The organism is Cytobacillus kochii (assembly GCF_020171845.1).
GTDB lineage: Bacteria > Bacillota > Bacilli > Bacillales > Cytobacillaceae > Cytobacillus > Cytobacillus kochii.
This window is the reverse complement of the sequence record NZ_JAIVAM010000004.1, coordinates 23285-49013: the sequence shown is the minus strand read 5'-3', so window position 1 is coordinate 49013 and position 25729 is coordinate 23285. Positions and strand designations below refer to the sequence as shown.

The window sequence follows — 25729 nt, the reverse complement described above, 5'->3', positions numbered from 1 at the left end:
CACCCCTTTGGGAAAAATTTGAGCAATAAAAAAAGGGCAACTACAATTACTGTAGTCACCCTCCAAATGTTTGAGTTAAGGCATTAATCTCAGCTTCTCTTTGCTCTTTTGTAATTCTATTTGTTTTAGATTTACCAGAGTTGCCTTGTTTATCGCCCTCGTCCTTTTTGAATAGAGGGAGTATTTTACCTTTTCTCGCAGAAACATATCCCATGGCAATGACATACTCCATCGTTTCATAATGGTCACGTTGCCTTGCTTGGTAACCTTCTGAGTAAGCTAGAATTTCTGCCAAGGTTAGTTCTCCTATATCAGAAATAGGGATACCAACGCTTGCTCCTGTCTTAATAACTTCATCTACATCTAGCTTCCCATTCTTAACTGGGAAAGGATTTACTTGATGCCTTCTCCATAGCTTTCGCAAGCTTCTCAGAAACATAATCCATACCATGTTTTTCAATCATGGAATCCATAATGTCCCCTGTTTTTTCTTCGTTAAGTTCTTTGTCTTCCCAACGTAACCCAACGTACATGATAGTACGTAAATCTTTAATGCCTGTTGATGTTCCAAGTTCTGTTACAGAACGACCTAGCATTTCTTCAATCTCAATTAATTGGTTGACACCATATTTTAAGTGTCTATTTTTATCAGCTTCTACAGCTACGATTTTTGTTGACATCAAGTAAACCCTCCATGATAAGATTCAATTTATTTTAATAGTTTTAGTTTTTAATAATATGTATGGGTGAAATACATCACCCCTACATTGTTTAATACCGATTATAAGTACGTTTCAGTATTACTTAATACTTATAAAAGCGTTGAAGGATTGACGAACGTTAAAGCACCTGTACCTTGCAGTGAAATACTATATGACATTAGATCGTCATAGGGCATCTCAACGCTGAAATCATTGATGATTGCTTCACCATTGTAGATTGATTTAGTACCGTTCATTTGAACGTCAACCTCAACTGCATCACCGCTTACATATGCTTGCTCAATTAGTGCAAAGCCCTCATCAGAGAAAACCACTACACCATCGCCCTCAACAGACCATTCTTTGAAAGAAGGAATGAATGATTTCCATCCTGCTCCATCTTTGCTAGTAGTCTCAATTGTATCTGCAGAACGTGAAAGTGAACCGCCACGTTGCCCTGCTACTTTTGTTCCATCAATGGAAATAGTAAAATTAATACCGTTTTCTGCCATCATTTTACCTCCGTAAGAGTATATTTAATTTGAATTACTGCGTGTTGAATAACTCCAAGATCGTCTAATTCTTTCATATTGACGACATTTTGAAGTTTCTGTACCACAGTGTCAAAGCCACTTACAATCAAGTCTGTATCTACAAGACTATTAATGATGTAAGCAGTCATTTCTTTAACTTGTTTAGTTCCATTTGCCTTAGAAAAGGCATGAATGGTTAATACATGCTCAGTCATGACACTTGATTTAGTATCATTTCTGAGTAAATTTTCTTCGCCAATGAGTATATAAGGCATAGGTTGATTCTTTGGCAAAGCATCATATACTGGATAAGAAAGCCTTGATAGATTTGCAAATACAGCCTTTTGAAGTTCAATACTTGCTATAGCCAAGATAATCACCTGCCCTCTACTATGTCTTTTAATCTAGATTTGAATTCCACTATATTTCTCTCATATGCAGGGTTAAAATAAGGCTGTGCAGGAGTTTTACTAGTCCCATACTCAACCTTGTCTCCATACTCTGCATTACTGGTTACAACCCCAATATGTCCACCATTTTCAATCTTGCTCTTGATATTTCTTCTCAAGTATCCAGTATCAATTGGTGCAAGATTCTTCGCATCAGCCTCAATTGCAAGAGTAGTTTCTCTCACCAATTCCTTTGTCTGTTCTTGAACCTCTACGGTCATACTGTTTACAAGGTTTCTAAATGCCCCAACACCATCTAATCTTGCTTTCATTAGCTCTCTCTAGCTATGACAAGCATTTTCATTTTTCTTCCGAAGTCATTGAATAAAACAACACTGTAAACAGCGCCATTTAACTCAACACTCCCAACTTCTGATGGGATATCTTCTTTTGTAAACGCTTTCAAAGATTGTTTAGTGACAATACCATACTCTCTTCTAGCAACCTCGGCATTAATAGGAGTTGTAAACACATTTACAGTTCTAATTGCCTTATCTTGAACTTCATATCCACCCATACCATCATCAATTTGTACTTCTCCAATGAGAGTCATTGTTTTATCAAATCTCATGTAATCACCTAAATCATTCTTAAACGATTTTTATTTTGTTCAGCAGGCATGTTTCTAGACTTATAAGCATCTAGGTATGGATAGTATTCTTTAAGGAAATCAGCTTGATAGGTCATAGACAGAGAATCAATAGATTCTTGTACAATACCCTCACTACCAACTCTGTTGTAGCGAATAATCGTACATTCCTCTACAATCCATTCAAGTTCTTGAGGCGTTACATTAGTGGAAATGTTCAAATATAGACAAACGGCTCTCTCTACATTGGCATGGATACGAGATAGTAAAATATCCTTGCTATCGTCATTTAAACCTAGTGCAAGTTTGATATATTCTAGATTCATAACTTCGCATCACCTTATATCTTTCTTAGTGTTATTAGTCCTTTGTCTCATCCACCAAAGCTATCAAGCCATTCAGAATAGGTAACTACGTCAATATCAGACTTTCGTTCAAAAGCATAATCAACTAATTCTTGAAACTTACTTACGCCAAAGAACATAGAGTCAACTTCATCTCCAAATCTATGATTCAAGAAGATTACAGTGCCTCCTGTAGCTATAGCCTCATCAATCCAATCTTTAGCCTGTTGGGCAGTGATAGATTGCGTTAAATTTCTGACTTTCGCCTTGGTTATATCAAGTGGTGGCGTAGTTTCTATTTGATCTACTATTGAGCGACCTGCACGATATATATTTTTGATAATATCTATAGTGTCATCATTAAATGAACCATATGGATAAACAACGATATCAGATGCTTTTGTGAAACCATTGTTATCTAACCATTGAGTAGTAATAGATAATTCTGATTCCTGCACTTTTCGTGTTGAATCACCGAGTCTGATGTGTGTATTCGTATGGTTTACTAAATCCCAATCACTGTTGTATATATCTTGAAGTTGAGAAAGGTTCATGTAGTTTGCTTCTCCTACTTTTGTAGGAATAACTGCAATCGTTCCTCTGAAACCCTTTTCTCTCATAATGCGATATGCTTCTGTATACTGGCTAATCCAGTTATCATCCATTGTAAAGATGATTTTAGGACGTTGCTTCTCATCTCTAATCAATGCATCAAAGGTCAAAGATGCATTCATACCTGTTGTTGGGTCAATCCTTACCTGAATGGATTGAACCTTATTGTCAAGAGAAGGCGCACCAGTTGCAGACATATGAGCAGTATCAATCAGAATCTCATTCCAACCCTTGTTTAAACCTGTTCCTTTTATAACCTTCATAAAGAAGTTTTCATATGTTGTGTCATTTGCAAGATACAGAGAGATCTTATTAACTGCGCTAGGATTATCAACGTAAATAGAAAGTTTGAACATCTTAGTTCCCTTAAAGTCAAATGCTCTGGTTGTTCTGATAAATGTAGGTACTCCATCAGCTATTAATTTAATAGAAGACTTGCTTGATTTAACATTTACAGAATCAATCTCCTTGGCTGTGCCACCTTGCAGATTCCATTCAGTAAAATTTGAGAAGTTCTCTATCAAGTATCCTTTGGAATATCCTCGCTTAGCCTCTAAAACAACTTTTAATTTCTCATCTAAGACTTTATTTACCTCTTGTTTAAAAACACTAATTTCAGAGACATGTAAGGCTACTTTTTCTTCTATGTGAGTTGACTTGTCTTTGTTGATATTCGCTTCTAGTTCTAAACGAATGTATCCTTTGCTTGGATATGTCTTGAATTTACCATCATCAAAAACAACCTCAAACTCAGCACGATGAGTTCCTGCTAAAACTGTGTCAGTTTCAGTTAAGGTATACTGTATCAAGCCATTTTTCGCATCTACAATTTCTGCATTTGCATTTGATACTACCTTGCCACTCTTGATATGCTCCATGAAGAAGCGTGTAGTAGCACCTGTTAAATCCATGCCTTCAATTTTGTATTGAATAACATCATGTGTATCATTACGTTTTATATAGAGCGCCAACTAGTAACCCTCCTTACTATTTAGCTTTTTTTGGCTTCTTTGGATTTTCTACCTTGACTACATTCTTCTTTGCAGATTTTGTAGCTTCTGCCTCTTTTTCCTCACGAAGCTTCATCATTGTCATGTGCATTAACACAAGCAACACTCCTTATAGTAAAAAGAGGGCAAGCGCTTACAAAGCACCCACCCTCTTAGTTATTTAAAATTAAGCAGTTACAGTAACTTTGATGACTTTAGAAGCATCACGAAGGTGAGTAGCGAAGTGTTGATCTGCAGAGATAACATTTGACTTAGTCAAGATGTTACGATCAGCTTCTACTTCAAGTTCTTTCTTCAAGTAAAGACCGATAGCGCCTGCTTTCATAACAAATGCTTCTTTAACACCTACACGGTTTGAAACTACTACAGTAGCTTCAAATAGTTTCCCATCTTCATAGCCTGGGTCTTTACGGATAGAAGCCAGTTCTTTAGGGTTAACGAACAAGAATTTTTCTCCTTCTTGGTCTTCACCAAATAGATTCATAGCTTCTAAGTAAACATCACCATTTACTTTTCCAACTGTAGAAGCATCATGCACCAATGTAGTATTAGCTAGTGATTTAACAACTTCTTTTTCTACACCGTTAGCAACTGCACGAGTAATTTGTGCTTCTGCTTCGCCCATAGCATCTCCATAAGAGTTACCTAAAGCTTCGTCAGTAAGTTCTACAGCTTTACCTGCTTTAACTACTGGTACATCAACAGATGTTTGAGAAAGTAATGCAGGATCAATTGCTACGCCTTCCCCGATAATTTCAGCATCACCAATGTATTCATACTTAGGTACTAAAATAGTGCCTCCTGCTTGTCCTTCAAGGTCTTGTTGGAATGCAACTGGAGTGAATTTGATGGCATCTCCAAGTTTTGCTTGAATAGCTTGAGCAAATAACTCTGGATTGATTAAATTCGTAAGTTTCGTTTGAGCCATAATAGGTTGAATCTCCTTTTCTTAAATGAAATATAAAGAAGCAAGAAGCATATGCTCCTTGCTCAGTTAACCGTTTTGTAATTGGTTGTATAGGTCTGGATTTGATTGATATAAAGCCAATCTGTCCTTGTAGCCTAATTTGTTAAATTGTTCTTTTGTCATAGTGCCTTCAAGTCCTGTTCCAGTTGAACTCTTAGGTACTTGACCTTTTAGTTTTTCATTAACTGCTTTTTCAACAGCTTGCTGAAATTGTGTTTGGAACAAATCTAGATTGTTTTTAGTCGCCTCGGCATCATTGCCAAGTACAAAACGACTGAATTCAGTCGGCAAGTTTCGTGTAGACAATTCTTTTACAGTTTCAAGTTCTAAGCGCTCACGCATGAACTGTTGTCTCTCTTGCTCAAATTTCTCTTTTTCTGATTCAAATTGAGCCTGTAATCGTTCTGATTCAGACATCTTTGCAAGCTTCTCAGCTTCTGTTTTTTCTTGCTCTAATTTAGCTTCAAATTCTGATTGCCATTTTGCCTTTGCAGTTTCAAGTGCTTTGGACACCTTGCGATCCGTCTCAGCTTGAAGTAATTTATCTAAATCCTCTTGGGAGTATGTCTTAACTGCCTCTTGAGAATTTTGTTCTTGTTGATTGTGTTCTTGATTTTCCATCTTCTTAACCTCCATGCCCTGTAAGTTTCCTAAAGACCCTTCCAGTTCATTATTTGGTGTGATATGATATTTTGGGAAAATTTTAATGTCCCTCATTTACTACATACCGATTGTTACGCACAAAAGTTTATTTGACGTATTTTTTCTCCCATTCCTTATAAGTAATATTGCGAGGAACTTTATAGTTCTTGCCATCGCTACCTCTAGCCAACCTAGAGCCACCATCTTTATTAGCTTCAATATACGGAACTTCTGTGGAGCGACACATTGGATGAAATGGCGAAGCATTGCGCCCCTGTACACGTTCTGAAAGCAAATAAACCTTACCATCTTGATGTTGACACACCTTTGAAGTCTTGGAATCTAGTGTTGCTAGAATTTGATACTTCTGAACTCCCATTTGTTCATACCCTTTAGCAGTGCCTTCACCAACAACAAATGCCGTCTCAGTTCTCATTAGTCTCATTGCGTTAAATTTGGATACATCAAGTTTGGATCTTATGTTCTTAGCTAGTTTTCTAACCTCAGTACCTTGTACAGCACCACGAATTAATTCTTCTCTCAAAGCCTCAATCATCTTAGATTTATTTGTCCAGATACGATCAGAATAGTGTTTACCAGAGAAAGGGTACTTGAGAATTGTGTCTAGAGCATCTTTATTCACCCTTGCTACTGGAAGCGCCATGCCAACTCCTTGAACAATGTTAAATGCAGTCTGATAGTAGGCTTCTTGGTATGTCTCACCAAGCAGTTCATCCATTGACATTTGAGTATCAACAGAAAGTAATCCGAGCATTACTGTAAGTTCATTGATTAAGCCACCTAATCTTGTAATAGAACGCTGTTTTCCAATTAATTCAAGGTCTTCTAGAGCCTTTTCATCACCAGTTTGCTTATACTTCATTGATAACCCTTTGATTCTTTCGTTGTAATCGTCTAGATCAACGCCAGTAAGAGCCTGTTCTGCACCTTTATAGGAAAGCTTGTTGTCTTTGGCATATTTAAAAATAAACGCTTCAACACTCTTGCTCATTTCAGATATTTGAGACTGATATACTCTGGCAAGCTTCTTCTCGTACTGTGCTTCATTCTTATATACCTTTTTGTCTAAGAGCATGGCTCTCTTTTCCCAATATTCCCGAGTAGGCAAGCTTCTAATGTCTTCTGGCAATCCATTTCACCTCCAATAAAAAGAAGAGTGCTTTATTCAGCACTCTCACCTTCTGTATTCACTTCTAAAGGAAACTCATAGTCTTCTGCTACTTGATTCTGCTTCTCTTCATTGAGCATTTGTAATTCCATTTCGGGGTCTGCGATAAACGGAAGTTGTGACAATAAGGTTTTATGAGATACAGTACCAAATAATTGAGATACCAATTGAATATTTTCTTGGATATTCTGAGGAATGTTACGGATAAATTGGATCTCAACGTCAGTATGAATGAAGTTATGACCTTGAAGGTTCAAAATAGCAGTAATCAATTCAATTCTCTTCATTAACGATTTACGGAATTGTCGCTCTTTATTAGCCGTCAAGGCTTCTGTAGACAATAGCTTGTACTGGATGGCTACACCAGAAATATTGCTCACATTAGCGATCTCAGCCATATCAACAGTTCCACTGAACCTAAAGATGTCGTCAGTAATACGCTTCTTGAATCCATCAATACTAGTAAAATCAGTTTGTTTGACTAACCATTGAGCATCCCCTTGCTCACCTAAGAGCATTACACGATTTTCTTTCATCTCGCTGATATCTTCTGGCTGAGTGTCAATTACACCCTTCAACGCCAAGTAAGCATCTGCAAAGTATTCAAAATCATTTGCTGTGTCTGATTGCATAGTGTCATAGGCATCAATTAATGGTGTAACAACTTGCCAGTCGCCTAATCCATCTTGGTTATTAAAGTATGGAATGACTGGTACGTTACCAAAGTAATGAGGCTCAACACTTTGTTCTACAAAGTCTTTTTCACCTTTGACATATTTGAATACAGCATTTTTGGTGTAAATCTCAACCATAATTTCTTCTTTTTCAGTTAAATAGTTATACACTGTATAGTGACGAACAGCCATTAAAGGTTGTGGATCAAGCTTATTGTCGTATACAACAAGCATTTCATTTATTGGTACTTGATTAAACCTAGGAATACCTTTTTCGTCAACCCAAAGTAATTCATAAGCTACACCATTAATGGAAGCTGTCTTAGCCATCTCTGAATTGTGTGCTGATTCATTATTGATATCAAAAATAAACTGTAGTCGTTCAAGATAGTCTTTAGTTTCCTTCTCAGCAGTGTATCTCACTGGCTTACCTACAAAATAGCTTGTTAACTGATCCGTAATCAATTTACCAAAAGGATTTACTAGCTTCTGGTTAGGCTTTGATGGATCTCGGAATCTACGATTAAGAATGTCATGTTTACCAACATAGTATTTTTGCAGATTCTTATGATGTGGAACATCATCTATTTTATGCTTTTCAATTAGTTTCTCAACGATATCCATATTAGGACTTTCAATACTATCCATTGGCAAACGATATCTCTTGCCTGCTTTAAAAAGAACTTCATCTTTTTTATAGTTCACTATTGTTTCATCTCCTTATAAATACAAATAAACCCACCCTCTAATTGAAGGTGGATTGCTTATAATCCAAAAAGCGATTTACTAACGCCTTTAACTCTATTAATTCGTTGCCATTCCTCAAGGCAATAACGTAGAGCATCTAAGATATGGTTAAAGTTATCCTGTGGCACGTTAATTGTTCGCCCTGTGGACTTGTCCTTTTTATACGAGTAGTTTTCTAGTTCAATCTTGGTATTTACACAGCGAGGATGAACAATCACTTCAAACTGTTGAATAAATTGAATCCCTGCCATGATTGAACCTTTGCCCTTCTTTGCAGGAATAATTCTTGATATACCGTGATGTGTTCTGAGTTCTGCAATTGACTTTTGCTCTGCTGAGTCTGCAGTAATGAGGCTTTTATGCCATCTCTTGTTTTTGATTCTCTCGGCTATTTCAGAGTTAAGTAAGCCTCTTTCATAAACTTCATCAACGATCCATAACTTCTTCTCTTGCATATCTGCAATGACCTCAATGATTCCTGTTGGATCTGCCTTAAAGCCAAAGTCCAAGCCAATTCTATGCTGTAAATTCAAGTTCACTTTAATTAATTCATTAGCATCAAACTCTTCCACTCGCCAGTTCTCATAAATCCTATCTCCAAGGCTTCCAAACTCTCCATCCGCATATATTTTGAAATACAGTGGATTGCGCTCTTTCATTTCCATCAAGTTATCAATGTACTCTTGAGGCAAGAAACGATTATCTTTGTATGTTGTTTTAAGTACAGTGCAGTCTGTAGGAGGATTAACGTGAAACTCTGAGTAAACCCAGTTTTCTTTTGACACTGGGTTGTAAGAGATGAAGAATCTTATTTTCACATTAGGAGTACGTAAACGTAGCTTTAATTGGTCATAAATCTCTTTAGAAACTTCTGTAGCTTCCTCAATCCAGATATCAGTAACGCCTTGAATAGATTTAAGCTTCTCTGGATCATCTGCTCCACGATAGATAATCTGCGAACCATTAGGAAAGATGATTTCCAATGGCATCTTAGTGATTTTGCATTGATTTCTTATTCCAAATTGCTCTAAAACTGCTAGAAATTCAGCATGAACTGAATCCTTCATAGTATTTAAAGTTCCACGAACACATAGAAGCTTTCTCTTCTCTTTTAATAGGTCAATGGTGAGTTTCTGAGCCAAGAACTTAGATTTTCCACTACCTGCACCGCCCATAAAAACATTCATTGTTGTTTTGGTTTTCAGATAAGGAATATAGACATTGTTAAAGAACTCTTTTCCAATGTTGATCTTCATGGCAACAAACCACCTTCTTTCCGTCTCAATAATTCAGTAACTTGTAATTCGCTATTACTTAATACTGATTGAGAAACGGAATGAGGTTGAAGACATAGAGAAACACTTTTTGGCTTGAGTTTTTACCCCACTATTGAACGATACTTTGGACAAAAGTAGTCCTGAGTGATTCGGAAGGGGGGAGAGATGGCTATGTTTTGGACAAAGTTTTGGACAATAGTGTCTGTAAAAGGTTGTACGATATGTGAGCGAATGCGAGGCGTAAGATGTGCGTTTTTAATATAGATGGTCTACATTTAGAGGTTGCGAATGATTCGGAAGGCAAAAAGAACAAACCTCATGCTTGAGATTGGCTCTGTGGCGAAATTAGATTTGATTTTATGGGTGATTTATTATTCATTGCAAATTTCAGCAGGTGTTTTATGTTGTTTTTCTAATTGTGTCTTAGACATATTTATATTATGAAGATCGTCATATTTTAAAGAGTGGTTGACCCACTAAAGAATGTTAATTGGCTGTGGGTGATGGGCTAATGATTTGTGTAGTATTTGGTGGTATATATAATAGAAGAAACTCGGATTAAAATTGGTTTTGGTAGTAAGTTTCAGAAGTCAGTTGCGAATGTTTCGGAGGGTTATTATTAAATAAAATATAGCATCTATACTGATCTGTTACTATAGAGACATCGTGTCCCTCCAGTAAGTTTGCGTAAATTGTTACAAGGGAATATGGGATAAAAATAATTGTTGTACTCCCCATTGGATTTTTTTGAAATTTTGAAATATACCCCCAGATTTTTTCCAGAACAAAATAAAAAAGTTGAAGAAAAATTTTCTCCAACAATCATTTCAAACTATCTTCATATTCTTTTACCTTCTTATAGAACGTTGCTTTCTTCATATCAACAAGCTTCATAAAGTCCACAGCTTTAATCTCTTTAGCTTTCCATTGCTTATAATACTTTGCCCAATCATTAGGTAACTCAAGAACTGGACGACCAAACTTAACGCCTCTTTTGTGCGCTGATGCAATGCCTTCTGATTGTCTCTGCAATAATGTCTCACGTTCCTGCTGTGCAATAGATGTATATACTTCAATGATAATGTTGTTAATCATGTCAATGACCCACTCTTGACCCTCTGCCACATCCTGCATTGTAGTTGGTAAGTCCAGTATCTTAACCCTTATACCTTCCTGCTTAAAGTACTCTAGGTACTGCTTAATCAGTTCTTTGTTACGACCTAGGCGATCTATGGACTTAATATATAATGTATCACCTTTTCTCATAGCCTTAAGCATTTGCTGAAATCCTTCACGCTCCATATCCTTACCACTTGCCTTATCACTGTATATGTACCTATCTTCTGTAACGTATTGCGTGAGTGCTTCATACTGCCTGTCTAAGTGTTGACCTGTAGAACTTACACGAACATATCCAAAATTAATTCCTGTCATTTGAATCATCCTCTCATTTACTATCTGAGAAGATTATAATAAAAAACGTCTATAAAAGTCAATTATTAAGTAGACGTTCGTAAAATACATTTACACACAATTTATAGACGTTAATTTAATCATTTCCTAATAGTCTACAATGGTGTCTCATTTCAGACACTCTTTCCCATAACCTGTGGGAAGAAGTGTCTCATTTCAGACACTTTTTCTTGAGGCGTGGGAAGAAGTGTCTCATTTCAGACACTCTTTCCCACGACACCTACTTTACACGATAATTTCATAAATTGATTTACAAATACTCGTTATTTGTGTTTATAAGGCTCGTTAAATACCTCTCATACTTCTAGAATCGCTCTCAGATCGCTTCTACGAAACTCCTAGAACATTTCCCTTTCAACCTAGCATGGCTTAAAACGGCTTCTAGAGGCTTATTTGAAGATAGGTATATCTAATTCTTTTGCAAGTGTGATAATATCCTCTGTTACAGAAAAATTGTACCACCTTTGAATTTAATTACTGCATAAAGACCAGTTTCTTCTAAGGATAATCCAGTACGTTCTTCTTCATGGGATAAATAATCCATGAGATCATCCATTTGGTCACCTGTAATCTTGCGAACATTCTTCATCTTAAAATACCTCCTAGAAAAATTTTATTCTTCCAACCAATTATAAAATGGTACTCTGCGGACATAATCTGAATCAGATTCTAGTCTCTCAACTTTCTTGATATATGCCTCAGACTTCTCAGATGCCCTAATGCGCTTAGATTCTGCCAAAGCCGACTTAGCACCTTCCTTAATTCTCCTCAACTCCAGAGCCTCAATTTTGTTTGCTAGAGACGTAGCTAAGTAATCTCTGAAATTAACAACCTTGCCTTGATTATATTTGTCTATCACTTTACGTACAACTGACTTGAAGCTTCTGTCTGTGATTTCGTCTTTGGTTTGCTCTCGGAATAGACTAATGACCATATTAATATTTTCTTCGTTATGTACGGCTGAACCCTCCGAAGGGGGAGTTCGTTTATCATCATCAATATTATTTATATATGTATTATTATTATTTTCTTTAGTTAGTTCTTCTTTCTTTAATTCTTCTTTAGTAGCTGTTGATTTTGGGCTGTCCATATTGTGATGTACAAAATCAACATCCCAAATTTCCGAATGCTCCGAACGTGCTGTATCAAGTATCTCAGACTTTTCTGCTTCGGAAAATGGTAGTAACCGAACATAATAAACATACTCCCACTTTTTTCCCGAACGGTATCTATATTCAACAATGTAATTTGATTCAGTCAACTCTTTCCAGTCATTCTTAACTGATGTTCTGCCATCTTTAGCATAGCGCTTATACAATTCAGTCTTATGTAGTTCCCAGTCCTCAGAATAGGACATGATATTGACAAGTAATCCTAAAGCACCATTAGAAATCCTGTCCTCTGATGCTCTAGCAGTTTCATTTGGTACGATTAAAAAGTTGCCATCTAATTGTATACGTTTGACCAATGCCATGAATAATATCCCCCTATATTAGAACAGAAAGCACACAAGCGCTTAACGCCAATGAGAGGATATGTTATAATACTCATATGCTCTCAAGGTTCACTTGGGGCTTGTCCGAACGCCTTAACCTTCCATCTCGCCAAAGTTGAAAAGGTTAGGGCGTTTTCTATTTGTATTAGATTTTAAGCTTCTTGCCCATGTTCATTAATGGACTGATATCTATTGCCTTCTCTGTCAATGTCTTGTCATCTAGTGTCCGTAAATACCTCTGTGTTGTGGACACGTCCGAATGCCCCAATAGCCTTGATAAAGAATATAGGTCAGTCTTATCACTGGATAAGGCTTTTACAGCGTAGTAGTGCCTAAATGTGTGTGGTGAACATCTAGCATCTTCTATCTTTGCCCTCTTGCCTGCTTTCACAATGACATTGTACAAGGCTGTGTGTGAGATTTCTCCCCCTTGGTAGTTTAGGAAGTAGTTATCTGCTGTAGATACCCAATCGTTGAAATACTTCTCTTTCATACGCTCATATTTGATTAAAACCTTCTTTAACGCAGGAGTAATAGGCACATACCGTTCCTTATTACCTTTGCCGTTGACAACAATATTGTCTTTGTCTAGAAGGGTCTTCAATTTGAATGTTCTTATCTCAATGGCTCTAAGTCCACAATCAGCTAACATCATGATTATTGCCTTATTCCGAGCCTCTAAGAAGGTCTTAGTAGTGAATGCGTTAATCATGGCAATGACTTCATCATCAGTGAACCCATTTAGCACCTTCTTAGGCTCTTTAGGTCTTTCAACCTTCACCATCGGATTCTTCTCTATGTACTCTTCTTTTACGCACCAGTTGAAGAAGGCATTTATCATCTTATACATTGAAACAATACTTTGTGGCTGTAAGCCATCCTTCTGTTTCTTTCTAAAGTAGGATTTCAAATCATGGTCAGTAATGTTTTTTAGATCTCTGATACCCCTCTTTTCTACTAGGAAAATCTTCAAATGTTTGTACTCCTGTTTCTTGTTTTTCATTGTTTTAGGAGTATATCCTCTAGCAAGACAATGGACTATATACTCATCTAATGCCTCTTCAAACAACATAAAAAAGCCACCTTTCTGTGAATTTGTGGTTAAACTCTCACAGAAAAATGACTTTTTGGTTAAAAATGGCAAAATAGATGAGAAGGATTAAGCATTTTTGAGCGCTTTTTAGGGAGAAGGTTTCAGTCTAAGCTGTTTTTTTAATGATTTTTTCACTAAAATTTGTCTTCCAAAAATGGCTCAATCCCTTGATATGCTGACGTTCGTAAGTTATTTTCCAGGTTGTTGCTTATTCATCGCATTCATCATTTGGTTAATTTTCTTTTGAGACGGCTTCATTCCCATTTGCATCATCATCATTTTAAGCATTTGTTCATTAATTGGTGGATTTTTCTTTAGGTAGCTCATCATATATTTACGAGCGATGAAAAATCCTAGTGCTACACCAGCAAGTAATGCTAATATACCAACTAGAATATATGTCCACATACTACTTCCTCCTTCATGTTGTCTATCATACAGTGTACTAGACCAAAGGTTATTATACAATATTTGCTGATGATTTTCTCTAATTTAGACAAACTTTCTTTCTTTTATTGGCTTTAACCAGCCAAATCGATTATGAAAAAGGTCGATTGCTAAATAAGAACTTTCTTCTTTTCGTAGGACTTCAAAGAACACCGTCTCTGCATCATAGTTTCCTTGAGCCTCTAAACTAAGAAAACGATCATAGATCATCAACTTAGCTTGACTATTTTTCTCTTTAATATAAAACGCATTGCTCTTATAAGAAACTTTTTTCTCTGCATATAATTCTCTATATAGATCATTATTTACTTTATCTTTTGGAATATTCTTGGTGATAAAGGCAATTTGTTTTCCCAAAATAAATTGGATCGTTCCAGTCGCTTGTTCATATTCCTTGAACAGCTGATAAAACATTTGCTCTCTACCAAAATAATGAGACGCAAAAGGTTCATCTATTAAATATAGCTGATACGTTCTCATAGAATTACTCCTTTTTTAGACAAGTCTTTTTCTTATTATAAAATTTTATTTCAGTATTTTCTGTCTCTTTTTGTTATAAATTTCTACTTTTTTTGTCGAAAAAAAACGAAGAGGGAAATTCCCTCTTCGCTCATGCTTATAAACTTTTTAATTTGCTTACGATATTCTCTACAGTAAACCCATACTCTTTTATTAGAATATCTCCTGGTGCAGAAGCACCGAATTGATCAATTCCTAAAACGTCGCCTTCTAGACCGACGTATTTATGCCAGCCAAATGATGCTGCCATTTCAATGGCTAAACGTTTGGTTACATTTTTAGGTAATACAGATTCTTTATATTCATTTGATTGAGCATCAAATCGTTTCCAATCCGGCATACTGATTACTGCCACATCAAAGCCCTCTTCTTTTAAAGCAGCTTTAGCCTTTACCGCTAATTCTACCTCTGACCCTGTCGCTAAAAGAAGCGCATCTGGTTGCTCTTTTTCTGCTTTTGCAATCACATAAGCACCTTTTTGAACTCCTTCAGGGGCTAACTCTGCTGAGTTTGGTAGGGTAGCAATATTTTGCCTAGTTAACACAAGTGCTGTTGGTTGATCTTTTGACTCAATCGCTAGCTTCCAAGCAGCTGAAGTCTCATTTCCATCAGCAGGGCGAATTACTGCTAAATTTGGCATGGCACGAAGTGCTGCCAATTGTTCAACTGGTTCATGTGTAGGCCCATCTTCACCTACAGCAATACTATCATGTGTAAGAACATAAGTAACAGGTAGCTTCATTAATGCGGCAAGTCGAATAGCTGGTCTTAAGTAGTCAGAGAATACAAAGAATGTCCCTCCAAAAACATTTAGGCCACCGTGTAATGCCATACCATTTAAAGCGGCACCCATAGCAAATTCTCGTACGCCAAACCAAATATTTTTACCAGCATAATTAGTTGCTGAGAAGTCTTCTGCATCTTTAATCATCGTCTTATTCGAACCTGCTAAGTCAGCTGAACCACCAAAGAAAGATGGTAAGTTCTTCGCAATACTATTGAGAGCTTCCCCTGAAGACGCTCTAGTGGCTAAGCTTTTGCCTTCTTCATATACAGGAATATCTTTATCCCAACCATTTGGTAATTCACCTTTGATTGCACCTTCTAACTGTTCTGCTAATTCCGGATGATTTTTTTTGTAAGCAGCAAAAAGATCTTTCCATTCACTATCTGCTTTTTCACCGTTAATAGCTACATTTTGTTTGAAGTGTGCATATACTTCTTCAGGTACATGAAAATCTTCTTCAAATGTCCACTCATAAGCATCTTTTGTTAATTTTAATTCAGCTGAGCCTAGTGGTGATCCATGAGAAGCAGATGAGCCTGCCTTATTCGGGGATCCGTAACCAATTACAGTTTTAACTTCTATTAACGTCGGTTGTGTAGTATTTTGACGAGCGCTGTCAATTGCCTGGGCAATTTCATCGAGATTATTTCCATCTTCTACTCGAAGATAATGCCAGCCATAACTTTTAAAACGATCGGCTACACTTTCAGAAAATGATTGATCTAAATCTCCGTCTAATGAGATGTCATTAGAATCATACATTACGATCAGCTTTCCTAATTGAAGGTGACCAGCAAGAGAAGCTGCTTCTGCAGACACTCCCTCCATTAAGTCTCCATCTCCGCAAATACTATATGTATAGTGGTCTACTACATTGTAGCCATCTTTATTATATTCAGCTGATAGGTGGCTTTCTGCCATTGCCATCCCTACTGCCATGGCAATTCCTTGTCCTAATGGACCTGTTGTCGCATCTACACCTGGTGTATGGCCATATTCAGGATGTCCTGGTGTTTTACTACCCCACTGACGAAATTCTTTAATATCATCTAAAGAAAGACCATATCCCGATAAATGAAGGAGACTATACAAAAGCATAGACCCATGACCTGCAGATAACACAAAGCGATCACGATTAAACCAATCAGGATTTTTGGGATTATGATTCATAAACTTTGTCCATAAGGTATACGCCATTGGCGCAGCTCCCATTGGCATTCCTGGATGACCAGAGTTTGCCTTCTCGACTGCATCGATAGACAATGTTCTTATGGCACTAATTGATAAAGCATCTGTTTTGTTGAACATGAACGACATCCTTTCAATATATATCCTACAAATTAAATATAATAGACTTTCACCTTCAGTTACAACCAGAAAGGTAAAAAATTATATAATTGTCATATAAACAATAACAAAGGAAACTGTTCGTGACAGTTTCCTTTTAAAAATTTATAAACACAATCTTAGTGAAGTGGTTTATTTTGTTCACGTTTTAACTTATCTGGTGTAACATCATTACCTTCAGGGTCAATAACAGTAACACCTTTTAATGTATTTAACATAGAAGCTCTAAACTTCTCTAAATATTCTTTTCTTAATTTAGATTGTTCCTTTGCCTCTGATTCTGATAAACCTTCTGTTTTCGCTTTCTTAGCAAGGGAATTAATTCTCGCCAATTTTTCTTTTGAAATCATTGTGTTACACTCCTTCCCATCCAAAAAGTCTTCATTCCATATGGAGAAGATACTTAATAGCCATAATACTAAATATGAATGGATTTTACAAGAAAGCAGCTTTACACTCATGCTTTTCACTATCATTTCAGAGGACAATAAGTTGGTATCGTATTGCTTTATTATTAGGTATAGCAATGTAGCAGTGTTCTCAACTTAAAAATGTGAGACTTATTTAATGTAGGGAGCGTATGTAAATAAGGGGAATAAGGGAATAATACTTTCACTAACGTTAAATGAAAAAACATGGATGAATCCTCGGCAAACAAATAACCATTCACAATTTACATGTCTGAACTCATGAACGATTGAAGGATCTTTCAGTATGCTTTTATCTTGGAATCAGTACCAGAATTTCTTAGTCTTTAAGTTAAATTACAACTAATCAACTTAACTTATTAGGCCTATATCATGATGATTCATTATCCACCTGCTCTATATCAGCTATATATTCATTATATCTACGGTTTACTGTCGCTTTAGATATTTTATAACCAAAGCCTCTTAACGTTGCAGCAATTTCTGCAAAAGTAAGGTTATTTTGTCTCAATTTTACTATTTCTTCTATTGGTACCTCTATTCGTTCTCTTCCGTTTATATTTCCTTGGTTTTTTAAATTCTTTTCAGGTCGAAAGCCTTTTTGAACAGCTTTTTGCATCCCTCTTTTTATTTTTACATTATGTAGTTTTCTTTGATACTCTTCAACCATGCTAACAATTTGTAATACCATAGAATCAGAATCTGAAAGTTGCAATTCTCCATTATGGGCAATAGTATAAATTTTCCCATTTTCCTTAAGTATACAATGTAAGATGGCAATTTTAGCATTTCCTCTTCCAATCCTGGTTTCATCTTGAATAAGAACAGCCTCTGCTTGATTTTGTTTAAGTAACTCCAATAATTGCAACAAACCAATTCTTTCTAAATCATAACCACTTGCTTTCTCACGTATGACTTCAACCACATTCATATCCTTCATTCTCGCTAAATGTAAAAGTTCTTCCTCTTGTCTAGCAAGAGACGTTTCCTGGGTATCTTTCGTCGTACTCACTCTGCAATATATAATTACATTCATTCTCTTTCATTCCTTTAGTCTTCTAATATCACACTAGCTAAATTTGTTTCAGATATTATTTCACCATCTGTAATGGGAAGATACACCTTATCACCAGGATGTATTTTACCTAAATGTATATGATTAAATTCTTCTACCCAAGCAACAAAGTCTTTAGAAGACATATTATGGGCATCTTTAAATTCCTCCGCCATTTTCCATAAAGAATCTCCTTGTTTTACTTCAACTTTTACATATTCCACCTGATTTGCATTACCAGTGTTCAAAAATAATAAGAAAGCCATACCGAAACTAAAAGCGATAAGAATAATAGCATAACTATAAGAATTCCACAATTGTTTTATCATTAATTGCCACCCCTGAATAGAATATATGTTCGATTTGATAATTTTAGTATAATGCGAACGTTTGTTTCTGTCAATAAGAAAATTCGAACTTATGTTTGTATCTATTTACTACTGATGGTATAATAATCTTAATGAAATTGACGAAGGTGCGTGATAGCGTGAAATTATCTAAGAGGCAGCAAGATATATTGAATTTTATAAAAGATGAAGTAAAACAAAAAGGTTATCCACCTTCCGTTAGGGAAATAGGTGAAGCTGTTGGACTTGCTTCAAGTTCAACCGTACATGGCCATCTAGCCAGACTAGAGAGTAAAGGACTTATTCGTCGAGATCCGACAAAACCCCGTGCCATTGAAGTATTAAATTTAGAAGAAAGCAACCCAATTCCTAAAATGCAAACGGTGAATGTTCCTATTATCGGTAAGGTTACTGCTGGTCACCCCATTACTGCGATTGAGAATGTTGAGGAATATTTTCCTTTACCTGAAAGAATGGCTCCGAGTGATGAAAATATCTTCATGCTTGAAATTATGGGAGAAAGCATGATTGAAGCTGGCATATTAGATGGTGATTATGTCATAGTCAAGCAGCAACAAACAGCAAATAATGGAGAAATCGTGGTTGCTATGACAGAAGATGATGAGGCCACCGTTAAGCGATTCTTTAAAGAGAAGAACTTTATCCGCTTGCAACCAGAAAACCCTACCATGGAGCCGATTATCCTGCACAATGTATCTATTTTAGGCAAAGTAATTGGTGTTTATCGCCAAATACATTAAAAAAGAGTGTCATTATTGACACTCCTTTTTAATAGTTGCAATTATCTTTATATGTTACTCATACAATTATAAAATTTGAAAAATTCAGTAAAATAGAATCATTACATGGAGACAAAAATATATTATAATGAAATTTACACCAAGAATCAACCTAAGGTCGCAAAAAAATCTCGGCTTTAGGAGTGTGAAGGAAAAATGTTAATGAACATTCTCTTCGCTGCGTTGATTGGTGGAATTGTCGGTGTTGCAGGACATTTGCAGAGATTAGGCAAACTAGTCAAGCCACGGATGACAAAAAAATTCATTTATTTAGGGTTCTTAGAAGACATCTTACTAGGAGGACTGGCGGCCGTATTTGTCATTGTGACAACAACACCGGATTCCCCCACTGCTGTTTTCATCATCTCTCTCGTATCTGGTATGGGAGGTGAGGGTATCTTAAAATTATTAGATACCCTAAAAGTAAAAGATCAAGAATAAAATTTTATTCCGTTCTTATGAACGGTTTTTTGTTGTTTATAACAAGAACAAATTATATCTAGCCAACTTCTACTTTTTACCTTTTATTCAAGCGCTAGAAATACCCGCTTAAACAGTCTGTTTCACCTTAATGAAAGGGATATAACACATTACCGTTTCGTTTAACTTTGAGTAGCTTCTTAAATTGTCATATGTATGTCTTACACAGCACATAGAACCACTCTTCTGAAGTACGGTTCATCAATTCGATACGAAATAATGTTTTTAAACATGATGTTTTATGGGTAAATAAAAAATAAAGCATTTTTCATGAAAAACAGATGGCTAAATGGATTAAATGCTAATTATTCAATTGATTGGTAACTAGAACCACTTACTTCTTAATACTTACACCTTAAATTCGGTTCATAAATGAATCATTTGCACCCTTGATTTTACATACCCCATAATCCACAAGTATAGAATCGCTTAAAATACTATTTCTTATTGATTTCGATTATCCGCATCAATACTTATAAATTTTCTTCCTAATATTAATAAATCTGTAGACAAACTCATATAAGGAGTTTGTCTACAGTCTGAAGCTGCCGCTAAAACTGCATTTAATATGCCTTTTAGTATCAGCAATAGTTATTTTCCCATATATTAGCTTCCATTAAAACAAAGTAAAAGCACTTTCAACTTACGGGTTTCCTAAGTTCCTTATACTTCAACTGCAACGATATCATCACAACAGATCGTAGTAATTCGTACACGAGCTTTCTTGTCACAACAACAATGATCGTGACGATCATCGTGACGATCACAGTCTGCTTTAGCTAGGAAGACTAAATTACCGCGAATATCGATAAACTCCCCGAACACATGGCCGCCACCTTTAAGAAATACTCTCACATCCTCACCACGGGAAATGTTCTTAAAGAACTCATCACAGCCACAATCCTTATTGTCATCTTTGCTGTAATTACCACAACCATGATTGTTGTTGTCATATCCATATGAGTCTGAATATCTTGGTCTTCTTCCAAAAAAACAATTATTATATCCCATATCTCTTCCTCCTTTCTATCATTATGTTAATACTATATGTCGAGGGTCTTGGAGATGTACGGGCTATATCCCCCTGTTAAAAGACCATTTTATTTTCTCTGTGAACCTTCTTTTTGTTTGTCAAACCTAACTATAAAATAAAGAAGCAGCCGTTATGGCTGCTTTGGACTCGATTTTTGGTATCTATTAAATAGATACCAAGTTGAATGTTAATACTAAACAGTTATAGCCCTTGCATCCGCTAAGACACAATAAAGAAACTCCTAACTATCGTGTTTCAACTGCAACGATATTATCGCAACAGATCGTAGTGATTCTTACACGATTTTTCTTGTCGCAACAATCGTCGTGACGATCATCGTGACGATCACAGTTAGCTTTTGCTAAGAAAACTAAATTACCGCGAACATCAACGAATTCTCCTGTCACATGGTCGCCACCTTTAAGAAATACTCTCACATCCTCACCACGGGAGATATTCTTAAAGAACTCATCACAACCACAATCCTTGTTGTCGTTTTTACTGTAATTACCACAACCGTGATTGTTGTTGTCATATGAGTCTGAATATCTTGAGCCTCTTCCATAGAAATTATTATTACATCCCATTTTTCTTCCTCCTTTCTATGATTATGTTAATACTATATGTGGATGGTCTTAGAGTTGTACGGGCTATATCCCCCTGTTGAAAGACCATTTTATTTTCTCTGTGGACCATCTTTTTGTTTTTCAAACCTATAAAAAAGCAGCCATTATGGCTGCTTTTAACTGAGACCCTTTTTAGTTTCTATTAATTAGTTGAATGATGATACAAAGCAGTTATAACCCTTGCATTAACTTCTTTTAGACTCATAAAAAGGACTCTTACTATCGAGTTTCAACTGCAATGATATCATCACAACAGATCGTAGTAATTCTTACACGATCTTTTTTGTCGCAACAATCTTTGTGACGATCATCATGACGATCATCGTGACGATTACAGTTAGCTTTTGCTAGGAAAACTAAATTTCCACGAACATCGATAAACTCTCCGAACACATGGCCGCCACCTTTAAGGAATACTTTCACATCCTCACCACGGGAAATGTTCCTAAAGAACTCATCACATCCACAATCGTTATGATCATATCCGTATGAGTCTGAATAGTTTTGATTATTATATCCCATATTCTCATCCTCCTTTCTCTGATTATGTTAATACTATATGTGGAAGATGAAGAGTTGTACGGGCTATATTACCTTGTTAAAAGACCATTTTATATTTGATATGACATCTTCTTAAGTTTTATAAAAAATCAGATGTTAAGGCTACTTCTATAAATTAAATGTAAAGAGGTTCATAATAAACGCCTCAAGGATGATCCTCACCGCTTTACTTTCTTCTATTTTTAAATACAAAAAGACTGTAGGTACCTCGATTACACCGAGTTTACCTACAGTCTGAAAAAAAAACTTTGGTATTATCTATTAATACATTTGTAAATATTGCTCGCGTTCCCATGGGTGAACTTGCGTACGGAACATATCCCACTCAATTTCTTTTGCTTCAATAAAGTGTTCAAGAATATGCTCACCAAGTGCAGCAACCATTACTTCATCTTGTTTGAGAAGTTCTAGCGCGCTATAAAGTGTTGCTGGAAGATCTTTAATACCTTCAGCTTCACGTTCCTCTTTGCTCATAACATAGATATTACGATCTACTGGAGCTGGTGGTGTTAGGTTGTTTTTCACACCATCTAATCCAGCTTTAAGAAGAACAGCCATTGCAAGGTATGGATTGGCAGCTGGGTCAACACTACGTACTTCTACACGTGTACTGACACCACGTGATGCAGGGATACGAATTAGTGGTGAACGGTTTCTTGCAGACCAAGCAACATAACAAGGAGCTTCATATCCAGGCACTAAACGTTTGAAAGAGTTTACGGTTGGATTTGTTACAGCTGTGAAACTTGGTGCATGGTTAATGATACCTGCAATAAAATTACGTGCTGTATCACTAAGTTCTAAATCACCTTTTGTATCATAGAATGCATTTACACCATTTTTAAATAATGAAACGTTACAGTGCATACCTGATCCGTTCACACCGAATAATGGTTTTGGCATAAATGTTGCGTGTAAACCGTGTTTACGTGCAATTGTTTTAACCACTAATTTAAATGTTTGGATATTATCACATGCTGTAAGTGCATCAGCATATTTAAAATCGATTTCATGTTGCCCTGGAGCCACTTCATGGTGAGAAGCTTCAATTTCAAAGCCCATTTCTTCAAGCTCAAGAACGATATCACGACGGCAATTTTCACCTAAGTCAGTCGGAGCTAAATCAAAATAACCACCATTATCATTAAGTTCTAAAGTTGGTTCACCTTGTTGATCTAACTTAAATAAGAAGAATTCCGGTTCAGGTCCAAGATTGAAGTCTGTAAAACCAAGGTCTTCCATTTCTTTAAGGATTCTTTTTAAGTTATTACGAGGGTCTCCTGCGAATGGCGTACCATCTGCATTATAAATATCGCAGATTAAACGAGCTACTTTTCCTTTTTCCGCTGTCCAAGGGAATACAACCCATGTGTCTAGGTCTGGGAATAAATACATATCTGATTCTTCAATGCGAACGAAACCTTCAATTGAGGAACCATCAAACATCATTTTATTGTCCAAAGCTTTTTCAAGCTGACTAATTGGAATTTCTACGTTTTTAATTGTTCCTAGAATGTCAGTAAATTGCAATCTAATAAATTTAACATTTTCTTCTTCAGCAATACGTCTGATATCTTCTTTAGTGAATTTTGCCACCTTGTGTTTCCTCCTTTAAAGTCAAGAAAAGATTTTTTATTTTAATGGAAAAAGCGTGATAAATCACCTTGCCTTAAAGACGATCGAGTAAACCTACCTGCTTGCATAAATTCTTTACGCAAAAGCTTTCTCAATTCGTCATCTGACAAATCGTGTCTCACTTTTTCTTCTTGCTTCTTAAATGCTTGTTCATCCATCTCTTGTTGTTGTTTCACTGTGAATAGTTGCTTTATTCCCGCCATATTGACACCTTGATCAATTAAATCTTTGATCTCTAGCAATTTATCAATATCATTCAATGAATATAGCCTTCTATTCGTATCCGTTCTAGCTGGAGTAATCAATTGGTGTTCTTCATAATAGCGAATCTGTCTTGCTGTTAGCTCAGTCAGCTGCATCACAATGCCAATTGGAAAGAGCGGCATGGAACGACGTATTTCACTTCCAGTCAACCATCTCTCCTCCTTCATTCTTTTACTTTTAATTTCTTTGTATCTTATATCCTATTATATGTCGTGTTAGATAATCTGTCAACAAAATGTTATGTTTTATCACATGGAAATCATGAAATTTTCAAACTTTTTTCCTAATACTGAAAGGAGGCAGCGTATATCCGTCTCCTTTCTCTATATTTATTGATACTTTTGAATGAGGTCTTTCTCTAATAATTGGTCTAAGGCCGTACAAATGGCGATTTTTACATGTGAATAGGTTAATCCACCTTGAACATATGCTTCATACGGGGGCCGAATAGGACCGTCTGCTGTTAGCTCAATACTTGCTCCTTGTATAAAAGTACCCGCAGCCATAATGACATCATCCTCATATCCTGGCATATATGCTGGATAAGCAGTAACGTGAGAGTTGATTGGGGATGCATATTGAATCGCTTGACAAAAGGCAACCATCATTTTAGCTTCACCAAATTGTACTGATTGTATTAGGTCTGTTCTCTCTGCATCCCATCTTGGATTAGTTTTCATCCCAAAGTATTCGAGAATTGCTGCTGTAAAAACCGCTCCCTTCAAAGCCTGTCCCACTACATGAGGGGCTAAGAACAATCCCTGATACATCTCCTGTAAACTATATAGTGATGCTCCAGCTTCCGCTCCAATGCCAGGGGAAGTTAATCGATAAGAGCAGGCTTCTACAAGGGCTTTTTTTCCAACAATGTAACCACCCGTTTTCGCCAATCCACCGCCAGGGTTCTTAATAAGGGAACCGGCCATTAAATCGGCACCAACATGACAAGGTTCCATCTCTTCAACAAATTCACCGTAACAATTATCTACGAAGATAACGACTTCAGGGTTGATGGACTTAACAAAATGAATCATTTCTTTTATTTCATTTATTGTAAATGATGGTCTTTCCGCATAACCTTTTGAACGTTGTATACCAACCATCTTTGTTGAAGATGTCATTCTTTCTTTGATTACCTCAAAATCAACAGTACCATTCGCTTGCAATTCAACCGCATCATACCCAATACGAAATTCTTTTAGAGACCCTACCCCTTTACCTCTTATACCGACGATTTCTTCTAACGTATCGTAAGGTTTACCCGTAATATATAAAAGGTCATCCCCCGGTCGTAAAATACCAAATAGCGCAGTGGATATAGCATGAGTACCAGAAATGATTTGTGGTCTAACCAATGCGGCTTCGCCACCAAAGACATCTGCATAGATTAATTCTAAAGTATCTCTACCCGCATCGTCATAACCATATCCCGTCGAGGGTATAAAGTGGCTATCACTTACACGGTGTTTTTGAAAACTCTGCAGAACCCGAAATTGATTCTCATCTATTCTTTCCTCTATTTTATGTGTCACACAAGAAATTTTTTTTTCTACTTCTTGAACAATCTCAGAAAGAGATTCTCCATTTATTAAGCTTTGGAACATGA

At 36.3% G+C, this 25729-nt stretch carries 31 protein-coding genes; 2 read left to right on the top strand and 29 right to left on the bottom strand.

The genetic code is table 11. The features are described from left to right. Positions 1–55: 55 nt before the first annotated feature. From LCM23_RS06760 to yneA, 23 genes are all read right to left on the bottom strand, one after another. The gene (locus LCM23_RS06760; protein ID WP_224936248.1) at positions 56–295 is read right to left on the bottom strand and encodes a hypothetical protein; all 240 of its coding nucleotides are present in this window, start codon (positions 293–295) and stop codon (positions 56–58) included. An 82-nt stretch (positions 296–377) separates the two neighbouring features. Continuing rightward, complete coding sequence (locus LCM23_RS06755) at positions 378–680, bottom strand: hypothetical protein (RefSeq protein ID WP_224936247.1); 303 nt, start codon at positions 678–680, stop codon at positions 378–380. A gap of 131 nt (positions 681–811) precedes the next feature. Further along, a complete protein-coding gene (locus tag LCM23_RS06750; RefSeq protein ID WP_224936246.1) occupies positions 812–1213 on the bottom strand; it encodes a phage major tail protein, TP901-1 family in 402 nt (133 codons plus the stop codon). After that, positions 1213–1605 (bottom strand): DUF3168 domain-containing protein, encoded by a 393-nt coding sequence (locus LCM23_RS06745; RefSeq protein WP_224936245.1) that lies wholly within the window; start codon positions 1603–1605, stop codon positions 1213–1215. Before LCM23_RS06745 ends, LCM23_RS06750 begins: the two co-directional genes overlap by 1 nt. 5 nt (positions 1606–1610) lie before the next feature. Next, complete coding sequence (locus LCM23_RS06740) at positions 1611–1955, bottom strand: HK97-gp10 family putative phage morphogenesis protein (RefSeq protein ID WP_224936244.1); 345 nt, start codon at positions 1953–1955, stop codon at positions 1611–1613. Then, positions 1955–2254 (bottom strand): hypothetical protein, encoded by a 300-nt coding sequence (locus LCM23_RS06735; RefSeq protein WP_224936243.1) that lies wholly within the window; start codon positions 2252–2254, stop codon positions 1955–1957. Before LCM23_RS06735 ends, LCM23_RS06740 begins: the two co-directional genes overlap by 1 nt. An 8-nt stretch (positions 2255–2262) precedes the next feature. After that, positions 2263–2598 carry a phage head-tail connector protein gene (locus tag LCM23_RS06730; protein WP_224936242.1) on the bottom strand — a complete coding sequence of 112 codons (336 nt, stop codon included), beginning with the start codon at positions 2596–2598 and terminating at the stop codon, positions 2263–2265. 47 nt (positions 2599–2645) lie between these two features. Continuing rightward, positions 2646–4199, bottom strand: a complete 1554-nt coding sequence (locus LCM23_RS06725) for a polysaccharide deacetylase family protein (RefSeq protein WP_224936241.1) — start codon at positions 4197–4199, stop codon at positions 2646–2648. Positions 4200–4404: 205 nt separating this feature from the next. After that, the gene (locus LCM23_RS06720) at positions 4405–5166 is read right to left on the bottom strand and encodes a phage major capsid protein (RefSeq protein WP_224936240.1); all 762 of its coding nucleotides are present in this window, start codon (positions 5164–5166) and stop codon (positions 4405–4407) included. A gap of 66 nt (positions 5167–5232) precedes the next feature. Then, complete coding sequence (locus tag LCM23_RS06715) at positions 5233–5826, bottom strand: DUF4355 domain-containing protein (protein ID WP_224936239.1); 594 nt, start codon at positions 5824–5826, stop codon at positions 5233–5235. Positions 5827–5953: 127 nt separating this feature from the next. Continuing rightward, on the bottom strand, positions 5954–6943 hold the full coding sequence (locus tag LCM23_RS06710) for a minor capsid protein (RefSeq protein WP_224936238.1): 990 nt from the start codon (positions 6941–6943) through the stop codon (positions 5954–5956). A gap of 86 nt (positions 6944–7029) precedes the next feature. After that, entirely contained in the window at positions 7030–8415 is a 1386-nt protein-coding gene (locus tag LCM23_RS06705) for a phage portal protein (protein ID WP_224936237.1), read from the bottom strand. Between the two features lie 59 nt (positions 8416–8474). Then, on the bottom strand, positions 8475–9713 hold the full coding sequence (locus LCM23_RS06700; RefSeq protein ID WP_224936236.1) for a PBSX family phage terminase large subunit: 1239 nt from the start codon (positions 9711–9713) through the stop codon (positions 8475–8477). 843 nt (positions 9714–10556) lie between these two features. Further along, positions 10557–11168, bottom strand: coding sequence for a recombinase family protein (locus tag LCM23_RS06695; protein ID WP_224936235.1), 612 nt, complete (start codon positions 11166–11168; stop codon positions 10557–10559). Positions 11169–11649: 481 nt separating this feature from the next. Beyond that, positions 11650–11796: a hypothetical protein gene (locus tag LCM23_RS06690; RefSeq protein ID WP_224936234.1), complete on the bottom strand. Its 147-nt coding sequence runs from the start codon at positions 11794–11796 to the stop codon at positions 11650–11652. 24 nt (positions 11797–11820) lie between these two features. After that, positions 11821–12681, bottom strand: coding sequence for a hypothetical protein (locus LCM23_RS06685; RefSeq protein ID WP_224936233.1), 861 nt, complete (start codon positions 12679–12681; stop codon positions 11821–11823). A 166-nt stretch (positions 12682–12847) separates the two neighbouring features. Then, entirely contained in the window at positions 12848–13774 is a 927-nt protein-coding gene (locus LCM23_RS06680; RefSeq protein WP_224936232.1) for a tyrosine-type recombinase/integrase, read from the bottom strand. A 210-nt stretch (positions 13775–13984) separates the two neighbouring features. Then, positions 13985–14203 (bottom strand): YneF family protein, encoded by a 219-nt coding sequence (locus LCM23_RS06675; protein ID WP_095369430.1) that lies wholly within the window; start codon positions 14201–14203, stop codon positions 13985–13987. An 84-nt stretch (positions 14204–14287) separates the two neighbouring features. Continuing rightward, positions 14288–14722, bottom strand: a complete 435-nt coding sequence (sirA, locus tag LCM23_RS06670) for a sporulation inhibitor of replication protein SirA (RefSeq protein ID WP_095369431.1) — start codon at positions 14720–14722, stop codon at positions 14288–14290. Positions 14723–14858: 136 nt separating this feature from the next. Beyond that, positions 14859–16856 (bottom strand): transketolase, encoded by a 1998-nt coding sequence (gene tkt, locus LCM23_RS06665; RefSeq protein ID WP_224936231.1) that lies wholly within the window; start codon positions 16854–16856, stop codon positions 14859–14861. 158 nt (positions 16857–17014) lie between these two features. Continuing rightward, the gene (locus tag LCM23_RS06660; protein WP_224936230.1) at positions 17015–17245 is read right to left on the bottom strand and encodes a DUF896 domain-containing protein; all 231 of its coding nucleotides are present in this window, start codon (positions 17243–17245) and stop codon (positions 17015–17017) included. A gap of 448 nt (positions 17246–17693) precedes the next feature. Next, positions 17694–18359 carry a YneB family resolvase-like protein gene (locus LCM23_RS06655; RefSeq protein WP_224936229.1) on the bottom strand — a complete coding sequence of 222 codons (666 nt, stop codon included), beginning with the start codon at positions 18357–18359 and terminating at the stop codon, positions 17694–17696. A gap of 14 nt (positions 18360–18373) precedes the next feature. Further along, complete coding sequence (gene yneA, locus LCM23_RS06650; RefSeq protein WP_224936228.1) at positions 18374–18706, bottom strand: cell division suppressor protein YneA; 333 nt, start codon at positions 18704–18706, stop codon at positions 18374–18376. 131 nt (positions 18707–18837) lie between these two features. Here yneA and lexA point away from each other — a divergent pair, with 131 nt between their 5' ends. Next, complete coding sequence (gene lexA / locus LCM23_RS06645) at positions 18838–19485, top strand: transcriptional repressor LexA (protein WP_251166477.1); 648 nt, start codon at positions 18838–18840, stop codon at positions 19483–19485. A gap of 195 nt (positions 19486–19680) precedes the next feature. Then, positions 19681–19965 carry a DUF4257 domain-containing protein gene (locus tag LCM23_RS06640; protein WP_224936226.1) on the top strand — a complete coding sequence of 95 codons (285 nt, stop codon included), beginning with the start codon at positions 19681–19683 and terminating at the stop codon, positions 19963–19965. A gap of 702 nt (positions 19966–20667) precedes the next feature. Here LCM23_RS06640 and LCM23_RS06635 read toward each other — a convergent pair. The 6 genes from LCM23_RS06635 to LCM23_RS06610 form a co-directional block, all read right to left on the bottom strand. Further along, a complete protein-coding gene (locus LCM23_RS06635) occupies positions 20668–21015 on the bottom strand; it encodes a hypothetical protein (RefSeq protein WP_224936225.1) in 348 nt (115 codons plus the stop codon). Between the two features lie 267 nt (positions 21016–21282). Continuing rightward, positions 21283–21624: a hypothetical protein gene (locus LCM23_RS06630; protein WP_095369439.1), complete on the bottom strand. Its 342-nt coding sequence runs from the start codon at positions 21622–21624 to the stop codon at positions 21283–21285. A 258-nt stretch (positions 21625–21882) separates the two neighbouring features. Further along, complete coding sequence (locus LCM23_RS06625; protein WP_224936224.1) at positions 21883–22185, bottom strand: hypothetical protein; 303 nt, start codon at positions 22183–22185, stop codon at positions 21883–21885. A gap of 300 nt (positions 22186–22485) precedes the next feature. After that, entirely contained in the window at positions 22486–23820 is a 1335-nt protein-coding gene (gene glnA / locus LCM23_RS06620) for a type I glutamate--ammonia ligase (protein WP_224936223.1), read from the bottom strand. A gap of 41 nt (positions 23821–23861) precedes the next feature. Continuing rightward, positions 23862–24272 (bottom strand): MerR family transcriptional regulator, encoded by a 411-nt coding sequence (locus LCM23_RS06615; protein ID WP_095369443.1) that lies wholly within the window; start codon positions 24270–24272, stop codon positions 23862–23864. A gap of 180 nt (positions 24273–24452) precedes the next feature. Next, positions 24453–25727 (bottom strand): methionine gamma-lyase family protein, encoded by a 1275-nt coding sequence (locus LCM23_RS06610; protein ID WP_224936222.1) that lies wholly within the window; start codon positions 25725–25727, stop codon positions 24453–24455. Positions 25728–25729 lie beyond the last annotated feature (2 nt).